Raw genomic sequence first — 19821 nt, 5'->3', positions numbered from 1 at the left:
TATTTGTGAAAAAAGTAAATAAAATGGCTTAAAATAGTCATAAAATGTTCAGTACTTGTGTATTTTGCACAATAAAATAACAAATATAAGAAAATTAAATACGTTGTGCAATGTGCACAATAAAAATGTTTTTTAAACTGTGATATTGTTGAAATGTGCACATAATTATGATAAAATTTAAAACAACATTGGGGCACATAATAAATGTGTAGCACATTATGAAGGGAGACAATAAAATGAAAATTAGGAAAGGAATTAAGTTAGCCTGCTCATATGGTCTTGTGGCAGCAATGGTTGTTACAAGCGCTACAGGCTATCAGGTAAAGAATGTTAGTGCGGCAGATCAATATGGAATTGCTTTATTGGATGGAGAAGTAGCTGTTCCTGAAGGATATACCTTACTTAATGAAGGATGGAATCCATTGGGAGAGAATTTAATCTACAAAGTTGGAGACAAGAATGATGTAGATGGTTCAGAATGGAATCTGTATTCAGGCAATTCATGGTCAGGAGTTTCAGCAGCAGCTAAAGATGGAGCTGATGGACAGAAAACAGTATCTGTATATGTTATAAATACTGCAGCCCAGGCTTGGGGACTACAGCTTGAAAAGGTTTTTGGTAATTTAGAAGGTGGAAAGTTCTATAAATATAATATTAAGTATACAGTTGATGGAACAGAAAATTCATGGGAAGAAACGACAATAGCTGATGAAAACGGACAGATTAAGGTTACTAAAGATCTTAGTGGCGTAGTTAAGGCGGGACAGACATTTACTGTAACAGATGTTACTGTTGAAGAGGCAACGGTTAGTGATGAAGTAAGATGGCTTACAACAGATAGAAACCTTGCATATCAGAAATCATCATCAGTAAGTAATTATAAAGAAGGTAACAATGATTCAACAACACTTACAGATGGTATTTGGGATAAGTGGAATGGTAATTATGTTGGTGTTAAAACACCGGGATATTTTGAAGTAGATTTAGGACAATCATATGCAGCTTCAAGTATTGATGAAGTAGTAGTATGGTTTAGAAATGGTCAGGCAGAATTATATCCGGCAAACGGATTCGATATTCAGTTCGGGGATACAACATTTAAGACGGTTGCATCTGTAACAGAATACCCGGCAGGAGCATCTACAGACCAGAAAGATGGCTCTCAGTACATGGTCGCTAAGGTACTTGACAAAGATAGCCTTAAGGGAAATGTTAGAAAAGTAAGAATAAATGTAAATCAGGCAGTTAACTGGGGAACACAGATTACAGAAATTGCTGTATTCTCAGAAAATCCACAGGGACCTGTAGAAATGGAAAAGGCATCTGCTCCTGCAGGAGTTACAGCAACATCTGATGCATACAATTCTATTACATATTCTGTTGAAGCAGCAGAAGGTCAGGTTGAAGCAGGATATAAATATATGGTATATGCAGGTGACAAGGTAATTGGTGATAATGTTGAAGCCGGAAAGTCATACACAGCAACAGGTGTTGATGCAGGTGAATATACAATTACAGCAAGAGCCGTATGTGATGATATGGATGTTTCAGATGTGATTGAAGCAACAGAAACAGTAAAAGTTACAGATATCTCTGAATTAGTTACAGGAGCAAATAATATTGCAAACACTAATAATAATCCTGAAGCTAAGATAATAGACATTTCATCATATTACAATGACGGATATACACTTGAAAATGCAGGCGTTGCAATTGATGGAAACATTGCAAGTGGTGAAGATAGTGGCGCTGCAATTAGAACAGCTGCAGGAGAAGAAGCAAGTGTTGTACTTGATTTAGGAGATGCGTATCTTCCATCACAGTTTGAAAAATTAATATTAGGATATTCTAATCCAAGAACATATGCAGCAGATACTAAGGTTGAACTTTCATTAGATGGTGAAAACTATACAACTGTAGCAGAAAATAATGGTTATTCATGTAAGAAAGACAATGCAGGAACAGCTGACTTAAATATTATTAATTTAGATAAATTAAGTGATTACACAGAAGCAGGAGTAAGATACGTTAAGATTTCTGTTTCAGGCGGTAGCAACGGATGGGGTTATGTAATTAATGAAATCGGTGTAGGCTTAAATGTAACAGTTGATGATGCTAAAGTTTATACAACAAAAACTCCAGTTGATGCACCTGTAATTGAAAGTAAGACATATACAGGTGAAACAGTTGTAGCAGATATTGAAGATACAGATGATTACACAGTAACAAAGAATGAAGGTGGAGTTGATGTAGGAACATATGATGTTGAACTTACATTAAAAGATGCTGACAATTATTACTGGAGTGATGATAACAAAGCTAAGGCAACAACAAAGACAGTTAAATTTGAAATTACTAAAGCAGACAGAACTGCACCTGAAGGAATTGAATCAGTTGCATCTACATTAGAAGAAAATGCTGATGGTAAGATTACAGGCGTTACAGATGAAATGGAATATAGAGCTGAAGGTGAAGAAGAATATACAGCAGTTACAGAAACAGAAATTGCAAATGTAAAAGCAGGAAAGTATTATGTAAGATATGCTGACAGCAAGAACTATAAAGCATCTGAAGATACAGAAGTAGAAGTTGCAACAGGTAGAAAGTTAAATGTTACATTAACAAATGGAACAGGTTACACATTAACAACAGAATATGAAGCAAGTGTTGTATACGGAACAGAATATACAGTTAAACTTGAATTAGCAGCAGGATACACAAAGGATAGTAAGCCGGTTGTTAAAGCTAATGATGTAGAAGTAGTTGCATCAGAAGATGGAACATACAAGATTGAAATCAAGGAAGATACAGAAATTACAGCAGAAGGTGTAATTGAAGATATTCCTGAAACAACAGCAGCACCAACAACAACAGCTGCACCAACAACAGTAGCACCAACAACAACAGCTCCTGCTACAACAGTAGCACCAGCAAAAGTAACAGTTAAGAAAGTTGCTATTAAGAAAGCTACAAAGAAGAAATCAGCAAAGAAAGCTTCAATTGTACTTAAGAAAGTAAGTGGAGTAGCAGGATATCAGGTTAAGGTATCAACAAGCAAGAAATTTGCTAAGAAGACAACAGTTACAGTTAATGCAAAGAGCGTAAAAGTAACAGTTAAGAAATTAAAAGCAGATAAGACATATTACGTAAAAGCAAGAGCTTACAAGAAAGTAAGTGGAAGCAAGGTTTATGGAAAGTGGAGTAAAGTTGTTAAAGTTAAAAACAATTAATTTCTAAATATTTCATTAAACTATAAAGCTATCGGCAGAGTTTCTGTCGGTAGCTTTATTAATTGTATGGAATCATAAGGAAAAAATATGTTAAAATGAAGTCATTGAAAAAAGAAACTTGATAAATTAGGAGGAGTTATGACTTTAACACAGTTAAGATATGCAATAACAGTTGCTAATTCGGACTCAATGAATGAAGCGGCTAGAAATCTGTTCATATCACAGCCGAGTCTTTCTGCGGCTATTAAAGAATTAGAAGAAGAAGCCGGAATAGAAATATTCAGAAGAACTAATAGAGGAATATCAGTTACTCCTGAGGGAGAGGAATTTATTGGATACGCCAGACAGGTAGTTGAACAATACAATTTAATAGAAAATAAGTATATTGATAAAAAAGAATCAAAGAAAAAATTCAGTGTATCAATGCAACATTACACATTTGCAGTAAGTGCATTTGTGGAAATGGTAAAGCAGTTTGGTATGGATGAATACGAGTTTGAAGTTCATGAAACGAAAACTTATGATGTAATTGAAGATGTAAAAAATTTCAAAAGTGAAATCGGTATTTTATATATAAATGATTTTAATAAAAAAGTGTTAACTAAGCTTTTTAAGGAATCAGGTGTTGAATTTCATGAAATATTAAAGTGTCATATATATGCATATTTGTGGAAAAATCATCCATTGGCAAATAAAAAAGAGGTTACGCTTGAAGAACTTGAAGAATATCCATGCTTATCATTTGACCAGGGAAAAAATAATTCGTTTTATTTTGCAGAAGAAGTATTAAGTACTTATAGTTATAAAAGGCTTATTAAGGCGAATGACAGAGCAACATTTCTTAATCTTATGGTTGGGCTTAATGGATATACACTATGCTCAGGAATTATCTGTGAGGAATTAAATGGAGAAGAGTATTGTGCGGTAAAGTTAAAGTCAGATGAAATAATGACTATAGGCTATATCGTAAGAAAAGGAGTAACGGTAAGTCCTTTGGGAAGGAAATATTTGGAAGAAATAAGTAAATTTAAAGATAAAGCATTAGAATAACATGATTAATTACAGCTTGCTATAGACAAAACCTATAACAAGCTGTATTTTTTTTCGATTAGCACAATTTCTACTAAGGTGTTATACTTTGAAAACATAAGGAATAAAACAATTGAAACAAAGAAAATTAAGTCACAATATATAATAACTTAATAAAGTTAAAAAAGTACATATAAAGTGCTAATTTAATTATATTAATAAAACAAGTTGATTAGATACAGAAAAATGTATATATGCTGATTAGATTGAAAATGGAAATGAGGTGAGGGCATGTCAGAAATATTAATTCAAAATGTAAGTAAAACATATTCTACAAAAGATGGAAATGTTCAGGCTTTGAAAAATGTAAATTTATCAATAGAGCAGGGAGATATATATGGAATCATTGGTATGTCCGGTGCAGGAAAAAGTACATTAGTAAGATGTATTAATTATTTGGAAGAACCAACAGAGGGAAAAATTTTTATTAAAGGAAAAGAACTTGGTAGTTTTTCTAAGAAAGAACTTAGAAAGCAAAGAGAAGATATCGGAATGATATTTCAACATTTTAATTTGCTTATGCAAAAGAGTGTTCTTGAAAATATATGCTTTCCACTTTATATACATGGGAAGAAAAAGACAGAGGCTAGAAAAAGAGCAAAAGAATTACTTGAAATTGTAGGACTTAGTGATAAGGCAAAAGCATATCCGGCTCAGCTTTCAGGAGGACAAAAACAGAGAGTTGCAATTGCAAGAGCATTGGCATCAAATCCTAAAATTCTTCTTTGTGATGAAGCAACAAGTGCTTTAGATCCGCAGACAACAGCATCAATACTCGATTTGCTTAAAGAGATAAATCAGAAATTTGGAATAACGATTGTAATTATTACACATCAGATGTCAGTAGTCAGAGAGATTTGTTCGCATGTAGCAATTATGAAGTCAGGGGAAGTTGTTGAGGATGGAAAAGTATCAGAAATATTTACACACCCTAAATCAGATGTAGCGAGAGAACTTATTAGCAGAGATTTGGGAAATGATATTGAAAATACAGGAAAGGTGGCAGCAAAAATCAGCAAAGGGAAGAATGTAAGAATTGTATTTTCAGAAAATTCATCATTTGAACCTGTAATTGCAAATATGATTTTACAATTTAATGAACCGGTAAATATTCTCAAAGCTAATACTAAAAATGTTGGTGGAGTTGCTAAAGGAGAAATGATATTAGGATTTCAGGAAGATAGCAATAATGTAGAAAAGATGAAAGAATATTTGATAGAAAGAGGTTTAGAGATAGAGGAGGTGGACAATTATGTGGAGTAGTGAAGTAAACAATATGATTTTGAATGGAATATTGGAAACGCTTTATATGACATTGTTGTCTACAGCCGTTGGATATTTATTTGGACTGCCGATGGGGGTGTTGTTAGCAGTATTTGACAAAGATGGGCTTAAACCAAATAGAGCTGCATATAAAGTGATAGACATAATAGCAAATATTGTAAGAAGTATTCCTTTTCTTATTTTGTTAATTTTAGTAATTCCATTAACAAAATTAATTGTGGGACAGAGTTATGGCTCGTCGGCAACAGTTGTACCGTTGGTAGTAGCAGCAATCCCATTTATAGCACGAATGGTTGAATCTTCATTAAAGGAAGTAGATTATGGAGTTATAGAAGCGGCAAGAGCTATGGGAGCAAATGATTTTACAATAGTTGTTAAGGTAATGATTTTAGAATCAAGGACATCCCTTATAACAGGAGCAACAATTGCAATAGGTACAATTCTTGGTTACTCAGCGATGGCAGGAACTGTCGGAGGCGGAGGCCTTGGTGATATTGCAATTCGATATGGATATTACAGATATGATTCAGCAATAATGATTGTAACAGTTGTGTTATTAGTAGTTCTTGTGCAGGTGTTTCAGTCAGTAGGAATGGTAGTTGCATCAAGACTTGATAAAAGAAAATAGACAAAAATATAAAATAAAAAACTAATTAGTAAAAATAAATTAATAACTTAAACAATTTTGCAAAATTAATTAATATAAACAAATTTTAAATAACAAATAGTTAATAACTTTTAAGTTTGAGAATAGGAGGAAAAATATATGAGAAAGAAAATTTTAGCAGTAGTATTAACAGGAATTTTAGCAGTAGGAGCATTAACAGGATGCGGAGCAAAGAGTGATAGTAAAGATTCAGCAAAGGCAAGTGATGATAAAAAGATAACAGTTGCAGCTTCAGCAACACCTCACGCAGAGATTCTAGAAGAGGCAAAGTCTTTGCTTGAAAAGAAGGGTTACACATTAGAGGTAAAAGTATTTGATGATTATGTTCAGCCAAATAACGTAGTAGAAAGTGGAGAATTTGATGCAAACTATTTTCAGCATATTCCTTATTTAGAGCAGTTCAATGAAGAAAAAGGAACACATCTTGCAATTGCAGGAAAGATTCATTATGAACCATTTGGAATTTATCCGGGAACAAAAAAAGATTTAAAGGATATTGCTAAAGGTGACAAGATTGCAGTTCCTAATGACACAACAAATGAAGCAAGAGCGCTTTTATTATTACAGGATAATGGCATAATTAAATTAAAAGATGGAGCAGGCATAAAAGCTACAGTAAACAATATTGTTGAAAATCCGTATGATGTTGAAATTGTAGAATTAGAAGCAGCACAGGTACCAAGAGTTGTAGATGAAACAGCATTTGTAGTATTAAACGGAAATTATGCACTTGAGGCAAATTACACAGTAAGCAAAGATGCATTAGCTTATGAAAAATCAGACTCAGAAGCAGCTAAAACTTATGTAAATGTAATAGCCGTAAAAGAAGGAAATGAAGATAGCGAAAAGATTAAAGCATTGGTTGATGTTTTGAAATCAGATGAAATCAAGCAGTTTATTGAAGAAAAATATCAGGGCGCTGTTATTGCATACGATGGGGAATAATCATATAATATTAGAATGATATGGTGTCATATGAAGATATAATCAGAAATTTAGAGTTATACTTTTAATAAAATAAAGTAGGTAGAGGATTAGATATTGATTTGTTTAATAATTAAATCCTTTACCTATTTTTGTTTTGAAAAGAATGAAATGAAATCATAAAGAAGTAATTATAAAATGAATTACAGGAAGCCATGAAGCTCTACAGAATAGGAAAAAACAAGTTTTGTAGGGCAAATAAGTATAAAAATAACAAGTGAACCCACAAATTAATATATCTACAATATACAAACCAACATATGTCCATATATTAGTTTACAAATCACAATCTACAACCATAAAACCAACCATCCAACATCCAACCATCCAACATCCAACCATCCAACATCCAACCATCCAAATCAAATTTCGTTGAATATTATAGCGATAAATGTTAGAATAAAAAATAATTATGTGGAAGAAGAGAGGTATTAATAATGATTTCAAAAATCGCATGGAAAAAAGTTATGGCGGTAATTTGTTCAACTGCATTAGTTGGAACAGTAATGTGTGGATTTGGACATAAGGTTACATATGCAGAGGGAACTACATCTGAAGTTAATGGAGACCAGGGGACACTTCCTTGGGAGGCAGAATTTTATGCAGGTGAGACTGAAAACAATGGAGATGAAGGAACATTCCCATGGAATGATGAATTCACAACAACTGCACCTGAGACGACAACTGTAGATGTTACAACAAAAGGAAATGGCGATAATTGGGGAGAAGATATTTTTACAACATCGCATCAGGAGACAACTACAACAAAGGCGCCTGAGATAACTACAACAACGAAGGCACCTGAGACGACAACAACAAAAGCACCAGAGACGACAACAAAGGCACAGGAAACAACAACAAAAGCACCTGAGACGACAACAACAAAAGCACCTGAAACAACAACAGTACCAGAGACGACAACAACAAAAGCACCTGAAACAACAACAAAGGCGCCTGAGACAAGTACAACAACGAAGGCACCTGAGACAACTACAACAAAGGCGCCTGAGACAACTACAACAACAAAGGCGCTTGAGACAACTACAACAAAAAAAACACCGGGAATAACTACAAATCAGAACGAAACAACAACACAGAATGCAACAACAAATAATAACTCAAATGCACAGCCAACAAGTGTAGGTGGAACTTCTGCAATTTCTACAGCAACAGCAACAGAGACTACGATTGGTGGAGCAAATGTATATACAGTAAATAATCAGACAGCACCTGTAATCAAAAAAGCAATTAAGAAAAAATCAGCAAAAAAAGCAACAGTTAAACTTAAAAAAGTTGCGGGAGTAAATGGTTATCAGGTAAAGGTTTCTTTAAACAAAAAATTTAAAAAGAAAACAACTGTTACAATAAACACAAAAAAGGCAAAGGCAGTTGTTAAAAAATTGAAAGCCGGTAAGAAGTATTTTGTTAAGGCAAGAACATATGTGATTGTAGATGGAAAGAAAGTATATGGAAAATGGAGTAAGGTAAAGAAAGTTAAGAATATATAATCAGACTTTTAAGTGGTGAAAGACATGAGTAATATTAGTAAAAAAACATATGTATGGGTTTTATTGGCTATGGCAGTGATAATGGGAAGCGGATTGTTGTATTCTGCAAATGCAAGAGCCGGGGAAATAGTTAAAACAGAAAAGAATGGTGATGAAGGAACTTTCCCATGGCAGAACGAATTTACAACAACAGCACTTAATTATGAATCAGATACACAGAAAGAAACAGAAAAGACAACACAAAAAGTAACGACACAGCAAAAAGAAGAAACTAATGTAACAACAGTTGTTATATCTGATGAGAAATGTGTTAATGCAACTATTAAAAGAACCAAAATTAAAAAAATAAAAAAGAAAGCATCAAATAAAATATCGATTAAGCTTAAAGTCTTAAAGAGTGTTAATGGATATCAGATAAAAATATCAACATCAAAGAAATTTAAGGCGAAAGCAACAAGAACTTTAAATATAAATAAAATTAATTTTACAATTAAAAACATAAAAAATAAAAAAATTTATTATGTAAAAGTTCGAGGATATAGAAAAGAAAATGGTGTAAATCTTTATGGAAAATGGTCCAAAATAAAGAAAGTAAAATAAAGAAATAAAACAAAATAATAATAAAAAGGTTCAATGAATTGTATAGCTTACGAAAAGTTAGATTTTTAAGTCTGACTTTTGAGAGACTAAACAAAATTTCAATGAACCTTTTTTATTTAAAAATGACAAACTAGTTTAGGCAGTGTCGTATTAGAAAACGAAAAGCAACATAGCAACGAGCCAACTCATAGATGCTGCGCATCTATTTCGTTTAGGCAGTCGCCATATTCTAAAACAAAACCCCTCTGGTTTGTAAGCAAGCTTACACCAGAGGGCTATACTTTAGTAGGACGATAAATAATGCGTTTCTAAATTGAAAATAGGCTATCAAAATCGGTCTTGGAACTTCAAAAAAATATTTTGATTTTCTTGAAAAACAGTTCCGCTTTGTACCCCTATTTTCTCCTATTAGCAGAGGGAGTAATCCCTGTAATGCTAAATCGGATTACATAAGGAAAGGAGGATAAGAGAATGTCAAGGAGTTCAAAGATTACAGCACTCTATGAGCGTTTGTCGAGAGATGATGATCTTAATGGTGAGTCAAATTCAATCACCAATCAAAAGCAATACTTGGAAGATTACGCCCGAAGAAATGGTTTTACGAATATCCGTCATTTTACTGACGATGGTTTTTCGGGTGTAAATTTCAATCGTCCGAGTTTTCAGGAGTTGATTAAGGAAGTAGAAGCAGGAAATGTCGCAACGATTATTGTTAAGGATATGAGCCGATTAGGGCGAAACTATCTGCAAGTCGGTTTTTATACGGAAGTTCTGTTCCCACAGAAAGATGTCCGTTTCCTTGCGATAAATAACAGTATCGACAGCAATAATGCTTCTGACAATGACTTTGCCCCATTTTTGAATATAATGAACGAATGGTACGCAAAAGACACAAGCAATAAAATCAAGGCTGTGTTTGACGCCCGTATGAAAGACGGAAAGCGTTGTAGCGGTTCAATTCCCTATGGATATAACCGATTAGCAACCGACAAACAAACGCTTGTCGTTGACCCTGTGGCTTCTGCGGTGGTAAAGCGTATCTTTTTGCTTGCCAACGAGGGCAAAAGTCCGAGAGCAATCGCTGAATTGCTTACCGAAGAAAAGGTTTTAATTCCGGCTGCACACGCAAAGGAATATCACCCCGAACAGTATAACGGAACAAAGTTTTCAGACCCGTATCTTTGGGGAATGTCAACCATAAGAGCGATTTTAAGCAGACAGGAATATCTCGGTCATACTGTTTTGCGTAAATCGGTCAGCACCAATTTCAAACTGCACAAAAGAAAGAATACCGATGAAGATGAACAGTATGTATTTTATAATACGCACGAGCCTATCATCTCGCAGGAACTTTGGGACAGCGTTCAGAAGCGAAAGAAACGAGCGAACAGGACAGCGGCAAGAGGAACGCATAGCAACCGTTTAAGCGGTTATCTGTACTGTGCGGATTGTGGCAGAAGAATGACCCTGCAAACGCATTACAGTAAAAAAGACCGTTCGGTGCAGTATTCTTACCGTTGCGGCGGATATGCAAGCAAAGTAAACTCCTGCTCTGCCCATTCAATTAGTGCTGATAATGTTGAAGCCTTGATATTATCGGCTGTCAAACGATTATCAAGATTTGTTCTGAATGACGAAGAAGCCTTTGCAAAGGAACTTCAAGCACTTTGGAATGAAAAGCAGACAGAAAAGCCAAAGCACAATAAATCGGAATTGCACCGTTTTCAGAAGCGATACGATGAATTGTCTAAACTTATTCGTGGCTTGTATGAAAATCTTGTTTCGGGATTACTGCCCGAAAGACAGTATAAGCAACTGATGAAGCAGTACGATGACGAACAGGCTGAGCTGGAAACGAAGATTGAGGAAATGGAAAAGGAACTTACCGAAGAAAAAGTAAATGCTGTTGATATTAAGCATTTCATTTCTTTAATTCGCAAGTGCAAAGAGCCGACAGAAATTTCCGATTTGATGTTTGCTGAACTCATTGACAAGATTGTGGTTTATGAAGCAGAGGGTGTGGGAAAAGCAAGGACACAAAAGGTTGATATTTACTTCAACTATGTCGGGCAGGTCGATATTGCCTATACAGAAGAAGAACTTGCTGAAATAAAGGCACAGGAAGAACAGATTGAGATGGAACGCTTGGCAAAACAGCGTGAGCGTGAAAAAGCCTACCGAGAGAAGCGAAAGGCGAAAAAACTCGCTGAAAACGGTGGAGAAATCGTCAAGACAAAGATATGTCCTCACTGTCAAAAAGAGTTTGTGCCTACAAGTAACCGACAGATATTCTGTTCAAAAGATTGTTGCTATCAGGCAAGGCAGGACAAGACAAAAGCCGACAGAGAAGCTGAAAAAGGAAATCATTATTATCGTCAGCGTGTCTGTGCTGTGTGTGGCAGTACCTACTGGCCTACACACAGTCAGCAGAAATTCTGTTCCGAAGAATGTCAAAAGATAAACCATAACGAGAAGTCTTTGGAATTTTATCACAAGAAGCAGAAGGAGAAATCAGAATGCAAAGATTTATTACAGACGAAAGAACTGGTATCCAGTACGAACTCATCGGAGATTATTACTATCCCTGCTTGACGATAGAAAACGAAGAACCGCCTACGCTCACAAAATACGGAAGAATGAGGGAAAGATATTTGAGGGAGCATAGGAAAGTCTTATATTGCAATCTGCTTACAAGCGGAAAGTTATATGAACACCTTGCTGAAATTGATACTTCGGCGTGTAATATGGCGGAGTATCTGATAAAGGAAATGGCAAGAAAACAAGGTGTGACGGAACAACTGAAAGCGGAGGATATGATGAGATGGGTCGGATTGATGAATAATATCCGAGCCTGTGCAGATGAGATTGTATTGAACGATATTGTGTATTCCTAATAGCATACCAGCCGAAAAGGAACTGCTGTCTTTACTGATGGCAGTTTTCTTTTTCGGGAAGTATTCAAGAAGTCATTAAGTCGTGAGTGTAATGGAAGTGGTTAAATTGAAAGTTCATAAAGATGGTATGATGTGTTAAAATGAGAGTGATGAATTGTAATTTTCCGCATTGAATATTAAGAGACTTGTAGGTGTAAGCCTTTTGCTGTTTTATTATATTCTTTCAAAAAATGAAAGCTAATCTTTGAATAAATATTTTTTGAATTTAAGTGACGCTTGACACATTTTTCCCGTTTATTAGGGTGAAAGGCCTTAATACAAGGGAAAGGAGGAGAAGCCTATGGATGATAAGCAGATATTAGATTTATATTGGGAGCGCTCCGAAGCTGCTATATCCGAAACTTCAAAAAAATACGGAAAGTATTGCAGATACATAGCCTTTAATATTCTTCACAATGACGAAGATAGCGAGGAATGTGTAAATGATACTTATTTAAGAGCTTGGAACAGCATACCGCCTAACCGTCCATCTGTCCTAAAAACTTTTTTAGGGAAGATTACTCGCAACCTATCTTTGGACAGGTACGAACTGCTTAATGCAAAGAAACGTAATGGTGGGCAAATGCCATTGGTTTTTGATGAAATACAAGAGTGCATACCATCGTTGGATAGTACAGAAAACATTGTTGAAGAAATCGCTCTAACGGATATTCTCAACCGCTTTCTTTCTTCCCTGTCATTAGAACAGCGAAAAATCTTTATGAGAAGATATTGGTATTTATCGCCCATTAAAGAAATTGCAACGGAATATGGTATGAGCGAGAGCAAAATCAAGATGTCATTATTTCGTTCAAGGAACGAACTCAAAAAATTGTTAGAGAAAGAAGGTATCTCTGTATGAAAGAAAAGAAACTTTTAAGGGCATTGGGAAATGTCGATAATCAGTATATTAAGGAGGCTGAACCTATGAAAAAAACAAGTAAAATAACTAATCGGCAAAAATGGGTGTCTGTTGCAGCTTGCTTCGTACTCGTTGCTGTGATTGGAGTGGGAGTTTTTCAAAGCAATCTGTTTGGTACAAAAAACGATATTGCCACGCTGAATGATGGAGAAACAATTACTTTTGTTAAAAATGACTTATCACAATCTTCAATTAACTTAAATGTAACAACAAGACCTTTGAGCGATGCTGAAATTGAAATGCTTTTTGCAGACTTGCCTGTTACCGCAGATGCTTATTTTGATGCTGACAATCATAATATTCTGGGTTTTGAGGGAAAAATTGATGATACAAGAATGGTAGTTTCTAAACAGGGTGTAAATCTATTAGATACTATCATTGATGGAAATACAATCACTTCAAGTGTAGACGGCGTTGATATCAACGCAGGATATTTCGTAACAAAGTCAAATAGTCAAGGTGTCAAAACCGTAATATATTATGCAACCTTTGATATGGGAGAGAACACTATTTATGTAGAGTATTCTGGCGTTGAAAATGAAAGTGAAACTGTAAAAAACAACTTGGCAGACACAATTTTGAAGTTGATTGAGAACGGTGCATTTGATTTGAGCCAAATCCAAGAATAATCTGCAAATTTCATATACTAAGAACTTGATGTAACACCCTATACCCTTAAAAAATAGGGAAAGTAATATAAAGCCCCAAAAAACAAGTCTAAAAAGCTCTATTAGAACGGTATCTTCGCTTTTTGCCTGTTCTTATGATTATAATTTTAGTGGTCACGTTTTTTGCTACTTGAATGACAGAAAACATCGTAGAAATACGGTGTTTTTTGTTGCCCCAAACCCTACAATTTCATACATAACCACAGGTTAGTACAAATACCTTGCGTGATTTTTTTGAAAGGCTTAGAAAGGCAATTTTGCCCGATTTTCGCCCCGAAAAATGACAGAAACAAGGCTCTGAGTATCTTTCCTGTGGTTTTTTTATTTTCAGACGGAAAGGAGGATTGATATGCCGAGAATGAGTAAGAAACGGAAACAAGATTGGGCATTGTTTCTGAACGAAAGAAATCGCATTACCTACAACGAACTTTGCAGAAAATGCAGTAATGACTGCAAGCAGAGTTTCCGTTGTATCGTGGTGCTTTGCCCTAAGTATTTATCGAAAAGGAGAACGAAGAAAAATGAAGCAAATGGAAAATGAAATGAATGTAAATGTCCCTCTCGAAGTTATTAAGGCAAGTGAGATTGAGCCGAAGGAAGTGAAATGGCTGTGGTATCCGTATATTCCGTACGGCAAGGTTACGCTGTTGCAGGGCGATCCGGGCGATGGAAAAAGCAAGTTAATGCTGTCAATCGCCGCACTGCTCTCTAAGGGCGAACCTCTGCCTTTTACTGAAACGGAAGAAAATGAGCCTATGACTATCATCTATCAGACAACGGAAGATGATGCAGACGATACGGTAGTACCCCGATTTAACTCTGCCGGTGGGAACGGAGAAAACCTTATCTTCATCAAGGAAGATGAAAAGTCTTTATCCTTTGGAGATAACCGTATTGCTGAAGCAATCGAAAAGTATCACGCAAAACTTTTAATTCTTGACCCGATGAGTTCCTATATCGGAGAGAACTGTTCAATGAACAATGCCAACGAAACAAGGGCAGAGTTTAATCACTTGATTGCAGTTGCAAAAAATACTGGCTGTGCCATCGTGATTATCGCCCATATGAACAAGATGAGAGATATAAATCCTCTTTATCGCACCAACGGTTCGATTGATATTGCGGGTGCTGCAAGAAGTATTCTTGCAATCACACGCACACCGAACAAAGAAGCACCAGCGGAACGATATATGGTGCAAGTGAAATCTAACCTTGCCCCGACAGGCTCGGCAATTCTTTTTGAGGTGGCAGAAAAGGGAGTGGACTTTATCTCTGAAATGGAAATGACAGCAGAAGAAGCGTTCCAATCCCTCGCACCCAAAATGGGCAGACCGAACGAAAAGGAAATCAAGGCGAAAGAATTTCTTTTGGAAATGCTGAAAGACGGAGAAATGCTTTCTTCGGATTGCGAAGAAAGACTTGAAGCCGCTGGGTTCAAAAAATCGACCATCAAAAAGGCAAAGAAGAAAGCAGGAGTTATCTCCCGAAAACAAGGCTTTCTGTGGTACTGGTCTTTGCCGATGGGCGATATACCGAGAGAATAAAAGCAGGCTGTCTGATGGCGGGACAGTCTGTTTTTATGATGGAGGTATCAAAAGGAGGTCAAGGGGGAACACCCTTGCCCACGACATCTTTGCAGACGAAGTCTGAAAGTGTCATAGTGGGTTACACACATTCAGAGAATGTTGTGTAATGGCTTCGCCCTGTCTGGAAAGGAGAGAAAAATGGCAAAAACCAATAAGGCGGATATGAGTTGTGCAAGGGTAAAACAGTACACCGCTTTTGATGTGAGCAAGGCGGAAAGGCACAATGAACGCAAGAATGAAACCTATGAAAATATGAATGTGATTACGGAACGCATAGCCCTTAATGTGCATTTCAAAAAACCGACTGTCCCAACCTATATGGAGCAGTTAAAGCAGATGGAAACAGACGGGTTAGTATCGCTTCGTGGACTGAGGAAAGACGCTACCCTTTTCAATGAGATTGTGATTGATGTGAATACGATGTACTTCGAGCGTAACGGTGGTTATGAATATGCAAAGCAGTTTTATGAAGAAGCCTATCATTTCATCGAAGAAAAATTCGGTGCTGATAATGTTATATCGGCAGTAATGCACGCTGATGAAATCAATGTAGCCGCAACCGAGGAACTGGGAAAAGAGGTTTACCATTATCATCTTCACGCAATGGTTCTGCCTGTTGTGGAGAAAGAAATCTTATGGAGTAAGCGTTGTAAAAACCCCGAACTGCGAGGAACGGTCAAGGAAGTGGTTAATCAGATAAGCCATTCAAAGAAATGGAAATCGGATATTCCAATGACCGATGAAAAAGGAAATCCATTGTTAAAGAAGAACGGCAAGCCGATGTTTCGAGCTTCGTACAGCATACTGCAAGATGAACTGTTTAATTATATGACGGAACGAGGGTTCAAAGGCTTTCAGCGTGGCGAATACGGAAGTACAGCAGAGCATTTAACTTCCCTGCAATATCAAATCCAACAGGACAAAGAACGATTGGAGAAGTTGCAGAAGCGTATTCAAAAGGAACAGGTTAAATATGAGCCTGCCCGTCATATCTCAAAGATCTTAAACGAGATTGACGGTATGGGACAGAAAACCTTTACGGGCAAGATGGCAATATCCAAAGAGGACTACTCACAACTGACTGCCCTTGCAAAAGAGGGAATTACCAGTCGTGCGGAAATCAATAAGTTGGAGCAGAGTGCAAATTATTACCGACAGAAATATTTTGACAGTGCAAACGCATTGGAGAGAATGAAAACCAAATACAACGAACTGAAAGAAAAGTGCAGACCTTTTCTTGAAGCGTTGGAGCATTTCCCCGAAGTTGCTAAACTTTTTACCGAAAAAGTGAAGCAACTTTTTTCTTTTAAGGAAGCACAGGAACGAGCCGAAAAAGAAGCGAGGGAAAAAGAAAGACAAGAGCGTATTAAGGCACGAAGAAACAAGCGTGGTATGGAAAGATAACCATTTCCATTATACTCACGACTTAATGACTTCTTGATATGTTCCGATGAAACAGGCTGTATTTGTGGGGTGTTCCAAACGGAATGCCCCACAGTCAATTTATGAAAAGGAGAAACGGACTATATGAAAGAAAACACTTTATCTTATACAACGCGAATAGGCAAAACAACTTTTATTGTCAATGTGAAGCAATCGGAAAGTGCGAAGAAGCCTTTGAATACGGTGTTTCAAGAAATATGCCGACACGAGATGTTAGGCGTTTTTTCAGCAGATAAATATTTGAATTTAGAAAACTTACAAAAATCATCTTGACAAACTCGTTCCCGAGGGGTTTTGTTTTAGAACGTGGCTCGTTGCTATAAAAAATGTAGCTTTTATAAAATAAAGATACTTTATTTTAAATGGTTTAGTGGTAAAATTAAAATGGTTTATACGATTTACAAATAAAAAAGAAAGGATTATTTAATATGTTTAAAAAAGGAATTGCATTTATAACAGCTGTTGCTTTAGTTACATCAGGGATTGTATTTACACCTTCTAATGCAGATGCAGCAGTTAATTCAAATCAGGGTTCAAATTCATGGAAATTAGTGTGGAGTGATGAATTTAATCAGACTGTTGGTCAGGCACCGGATACAAGTGTATGGAATTATGATATTGGACATGGTAGCAATGGATGGGGAAATAATGAATTACAGCGCTATACGGATAGCACGAATAACGTTTACATTGCAGATTTATCTTCTGATTCGGGTTCGAGTGACGGAAGAGCACTTGCAATAAAGGCACAGAAAGAGGGAAGTGAATATACATCAGGTCGTATTCAGACTCAGAATAAACAATATTGTAAATTTGGAAGAATAGAAACAAAGCTTCGTGTTGAAAATGGAAGCCAGAGTGGTGTATGGCCCGCATTCTGGATGTTAGGTCAAAATTATAATGCGAGTGGTAATAATTGGAATGGCGCATATGGTGCATCACCATGGCCGTCATGCGGTGAAATTGATATTATGGAACATAGAAATGCAGAAACGCAGGTAATTGGTACACTACATTGGAATCCAAGTACAACTAATTATGAACATGTTTATGCGGGTAGTGAGACAACAAAAAGTTTTGGAGCAATAGATACAATTGAAAATTGGCATACATATGCAATTGAATGGTATGAGGATTGTATGAAATGGTATGTTGATGGTATTTGCTATCAGACAATGAATATTTCAAGTGAACAAATGGATGAGTTTCAGAGAGACCATTTTATTATTTTAAATTTGGCATTAGGAAGCAATAGTTCACCATTTACTTTGAATCAGACTGTAAGTGCAAATTTTACAAATGCTACAATGTATGTTGATTATGTAAGAGTTTTTCAGGGAAATGATGCTTCATTTTCAATTAAGAATAAAAAAGAAGGCATTGCTCAGCCTGAAACTACAACTAACAGATTTTCAAGTATGACTTCAATTAATAATGATGGCAATATGCATAATATAGGGCAGTGGAATTATTTGTTCGCAGGCGCTTGGACAGGCACATCAGGCTATTATAAGGGCGGAACAGATTTAAATGATTTGGAAGTTTATATTGGAAGCAATAACAATACAAGCGAAGAATGGGGAGCACAACTAAAGACAAATGCACTTAGCCTTAATGCAGGGAAAACATATAATTATTCCATTTCAATAGAGTCTGATAAGGCAGGTGCAGAAGTTCTGCTTAAAAATGATACGGATGGAATTGAATTACAAAGAAAGACTTTAACAAATGGCAAAAACATATTTGCAGGAACTATAACATCAGAAAAAGGAAACGCAGAGCTTATATTTGCACTTGGAAAAGTAGCTGCAGGGACGACTTTAAAAGTAACAGATTTTACTATTTCAGATAGCTCGGGAGAAATAACAACAAAAGTACCGGGTACAACAAAGGTTTCTGAAACGACAACAAAAATTGCAGAAACAACAACTGCTAGTGGTAATAAACCGGAAACACCATTTGGTTTGGTGGTAAATTGTCCAAGTGATAATACTATTTCTGTAGTATGGGGAAATGTAGTTGGAAATTTATACAATATTTATATAGATGGAGTAAAAGTAAAAGAAGCTGTAGGATGTGCAGAATATAGATTTGAAGGATATTCAGTAGGAAGTCATACAGTAGAGGTGTGTACGATAAAGGGTGGTATCGAATCAGACAAAATTTCAGGTACAGTTAATGTTACAGGAAAAGATGAGATAACAACAAAAGCACCTGAGACAACAAAGGTTTCTGAAACGACTACAAAAATTGCAGAAACAACAACTGCTAGTGGTAATAAACCGGAAACACCATTTGGCTTGGTGGTAAATTGTCCAAGTGATAATACTATTTCTGTAGTATGGGGAAATGTAGTTGGAAATTTATACAATATCTATATAGATGGAGTAAAAGTAAAAGAAGCTGTAGGATGTGCAGAATATAGATTTGAAGGATATTCAGTAGGAAGCCATACAGTAGAGGTGTGTACGATAAAGGATGGTATCGAATCAGACAAAATTTCAGGTACAGTTAATGTTACAGGAAAAGGTGAGATAACAACAAAAGCACCTGAGACAACAAAGGTTTCTGAAACGACTACAAAAATTGCAGAAACAACAACTACTAGTGGTAATAAACCTGAAAAACCATTTGGTTTGGTGGTAAATTGTCCAAGTGATAATACTATTTCTGTAGTATGGGGAAATGTAGTTGGAAATTTATACAATATCTATATAGATGGAGTAAAAGTAAAAGAAACTGTAGGATGTGCAGAATATAGATTTGAAGGATATTCAGTAGGAAGCCATACAGTAGAGGTGTGTACGATAAAGGATGGTATCGAATCAGACAAAATTTCAGGTACAGTTAATGTTACAGGAAAAGGTGAGATAACAACAAAAACACCTGAGACAACAACTAAGATTG

General features: G+C 35.9%; 16 protein-coding genes. All 16 read left to right on the top strand.

The genetic code is table 11. The features are described from left to right. The first annotated feature begins 236 nt into the window (after positions 1-236). Positions 237-3230, top strand: coding sequence for a discoidin domain-containing protein (locus tag N5B56_RS10605; RefSeq protein ID WP_260978906.1), 2994 nt, complete (start codon positions 237-239; stop codon positions 3228-3230). Between the two features lie 138 nt (positions 3231-3368). Next, entirely contained in the window at positions 3369-4280 is a 912-nt protein-coding gene (locus N5B56_RS10600) for a LysR family transcriptional regulator (RefSeq protein ID WP_117910613.1), read from the top strand. Between the two features lie 270 nt (positions 4281-4550). After that, positions 4551-5582: a methionine ABC transporter ATP-binding protein gene (locus N5B56_RS10595; RefSeq protein WP_022088256.1), complete on the top strand. Its 1032-nt coding sequence runs from the start codon at positions 4551-4553 to the stop codon at positions 5580-5582. Beyond that, on the top strand, positions 5572-6231 hold the full coding sequence (locus tag N5B56_RS10590) for a methionine ABC transporter permease (protein WP_118565604.1): 660 nt from the start codon (positions 5572-5574) through the stop codon (positions 6229-6231). Before N5B56_RS10595 ends, N5B56_RS10590 begins: the two co-directional genes overlap by 11 nt. A gap of 138 nt (positions 6232-6369) precedes the next feature. Beyond that, positions 6370-7215, top strand: a complete 846-nt coding sequence (locus tag N5B56_RS10585; protein WP_118565605.1) for a MetQ/NlpA family ABC transporter substrate-binding protein — start codon at positions 6370-6372, stop codon at positions 7213-7215. Positions 7216-7691: 476 nt separating this feature from the next. Then, positions 7692-8762, top strand: coding sequence for a hypothetical protein (locus tag N5B56_RS10580; RefSeq protein ID WP_118565606.1), 1071 nt, complete (start codon positions 7692-7694; stop codon positions 8760-8762). A 24-nt stretch (positions 8763-8786) separates the two neighbouring features. After that, the gene (locus tag N5B56_RS10575; RefSeq protein ID WP_118565607.1) at positions 8787-9362 is read left to right on the top strand and encodes a hypothetical protein; all 576 of its coding nucleotides are present in this window, start codon (positions 8787-8789) and stop codon (positions 9360-9362) included. Between the two features lie 471 nt (positions 9363-9833). Then, a complete protein-coding gene (locus tag N5B56_RS10570) occupies positions 9834-11954 on the top strand; it encodes a recombinase family protein (RefSeq protein ID WP_117599152.1) in 2121 nt (706 codons plus the stop codon). Then, positions 11879-12256 (top strand): TnpV protein, encoded by a 378-nt coding sequence (locus N5B56_RS10565; protein WP_054325472.1) that lies wholly within the window; start codon positions 11879-11881, stop codon positions 12254-12256. Before N5B56_RS10570 ends, N5B56_RS10565 begins: the two co-directional genes overlap by 76 nt. Positions 12257-12596: 340 nt before the next feature. Continuing rightward, positions 12597-13157: an RNA polymerase sigma factor gene (locus N5B56_RS10560; protein ID WP_071428839.1), complete on the top strand. Its 561-nt coding sequence runs from the start codon at positions 12597-12599 to the stop codon at positions 13155-13157. Further along, on the top strand, positions 13154-13846 hold the full coding sequence (locus N5B56_RS10555) for a hypothetical protein (RefSeq protein ID WP_054690455.1): 693 nt from the start codon (positions 13154-13156) through the stop codon (positions 13844-13846). The genes N5B56_RS10560 and N5B56_RS10555 overlap by 4 nt, the downstream gene beginning before the upstream one ends. A 388-nt stretch (positions 13847-14234) precedes the next feature. After that, positions 14235-14426: a hypothetical protein gene (locus N5B56_RS10550; protein WP_054325471.1), complete on the top strand. Its 192-nt coding sequence runs from the start codon at positions 14235-14237 to the stop codon at positions 14424-14426. Beyond that, complete coding sequence (locus N5B56_RS10545) at positions 14407-15429, top strand: AAA family ATPase (protein ID WP_173783928.1); 1023 nt, start codon at positions 14407-14409, stop codon at positions 15427-15429. Before N5B56_RS10550 ends, N5B56_RS10545 begins: the two co-directional genes overlap by 20 nt. Positions 15430-15609: 180 nt before the next feature. Continuing rightward, positions 15610-16875, top strand: coding sequence for a plasmid recombination protein (locus N5B56_RS10540; RefSeq protein ID WP_260978905.1), 1266 nt, complete (start codon positions 15610-15612; stop codon positions 16873-16875). Between the two features lie 123 nt (positions 16876-16998). Next, a complete protein-coding gene (locus tag N5B56_RS10535) occupies positions 16999-17187 on the top strand; it encodes a transposon-encoded TnpW family protein (protein ID WP_054325550.1) in 189 nt (62 codons plus the stop codon). Positions 17188-17342: 155 nt separating this feature from the next. Further along, positions 17343-19821: glycoside hydrolase family 16 protein (locus tag N5B56_RS10530; RefSeq protein WP_260978904.1), on the top strand; the 2479-nt coding region annotated here is incomplete at its 3' end.

Source organism: Eubacterium album (assembly GCF_025336545.1).
GTDB classification, from domain to species: domain Bacteria; phylum Bacillota; class Clostridia; order Lachnospirales; family Lachnospiraceae; genus Eubacterium_U; species Eubacterium_U album.
The sequence above is the reverse complement of the archived record's forward strand: the minus strand, read 5'-3'. Positions and strand labels throughout refer to the sequence as shown.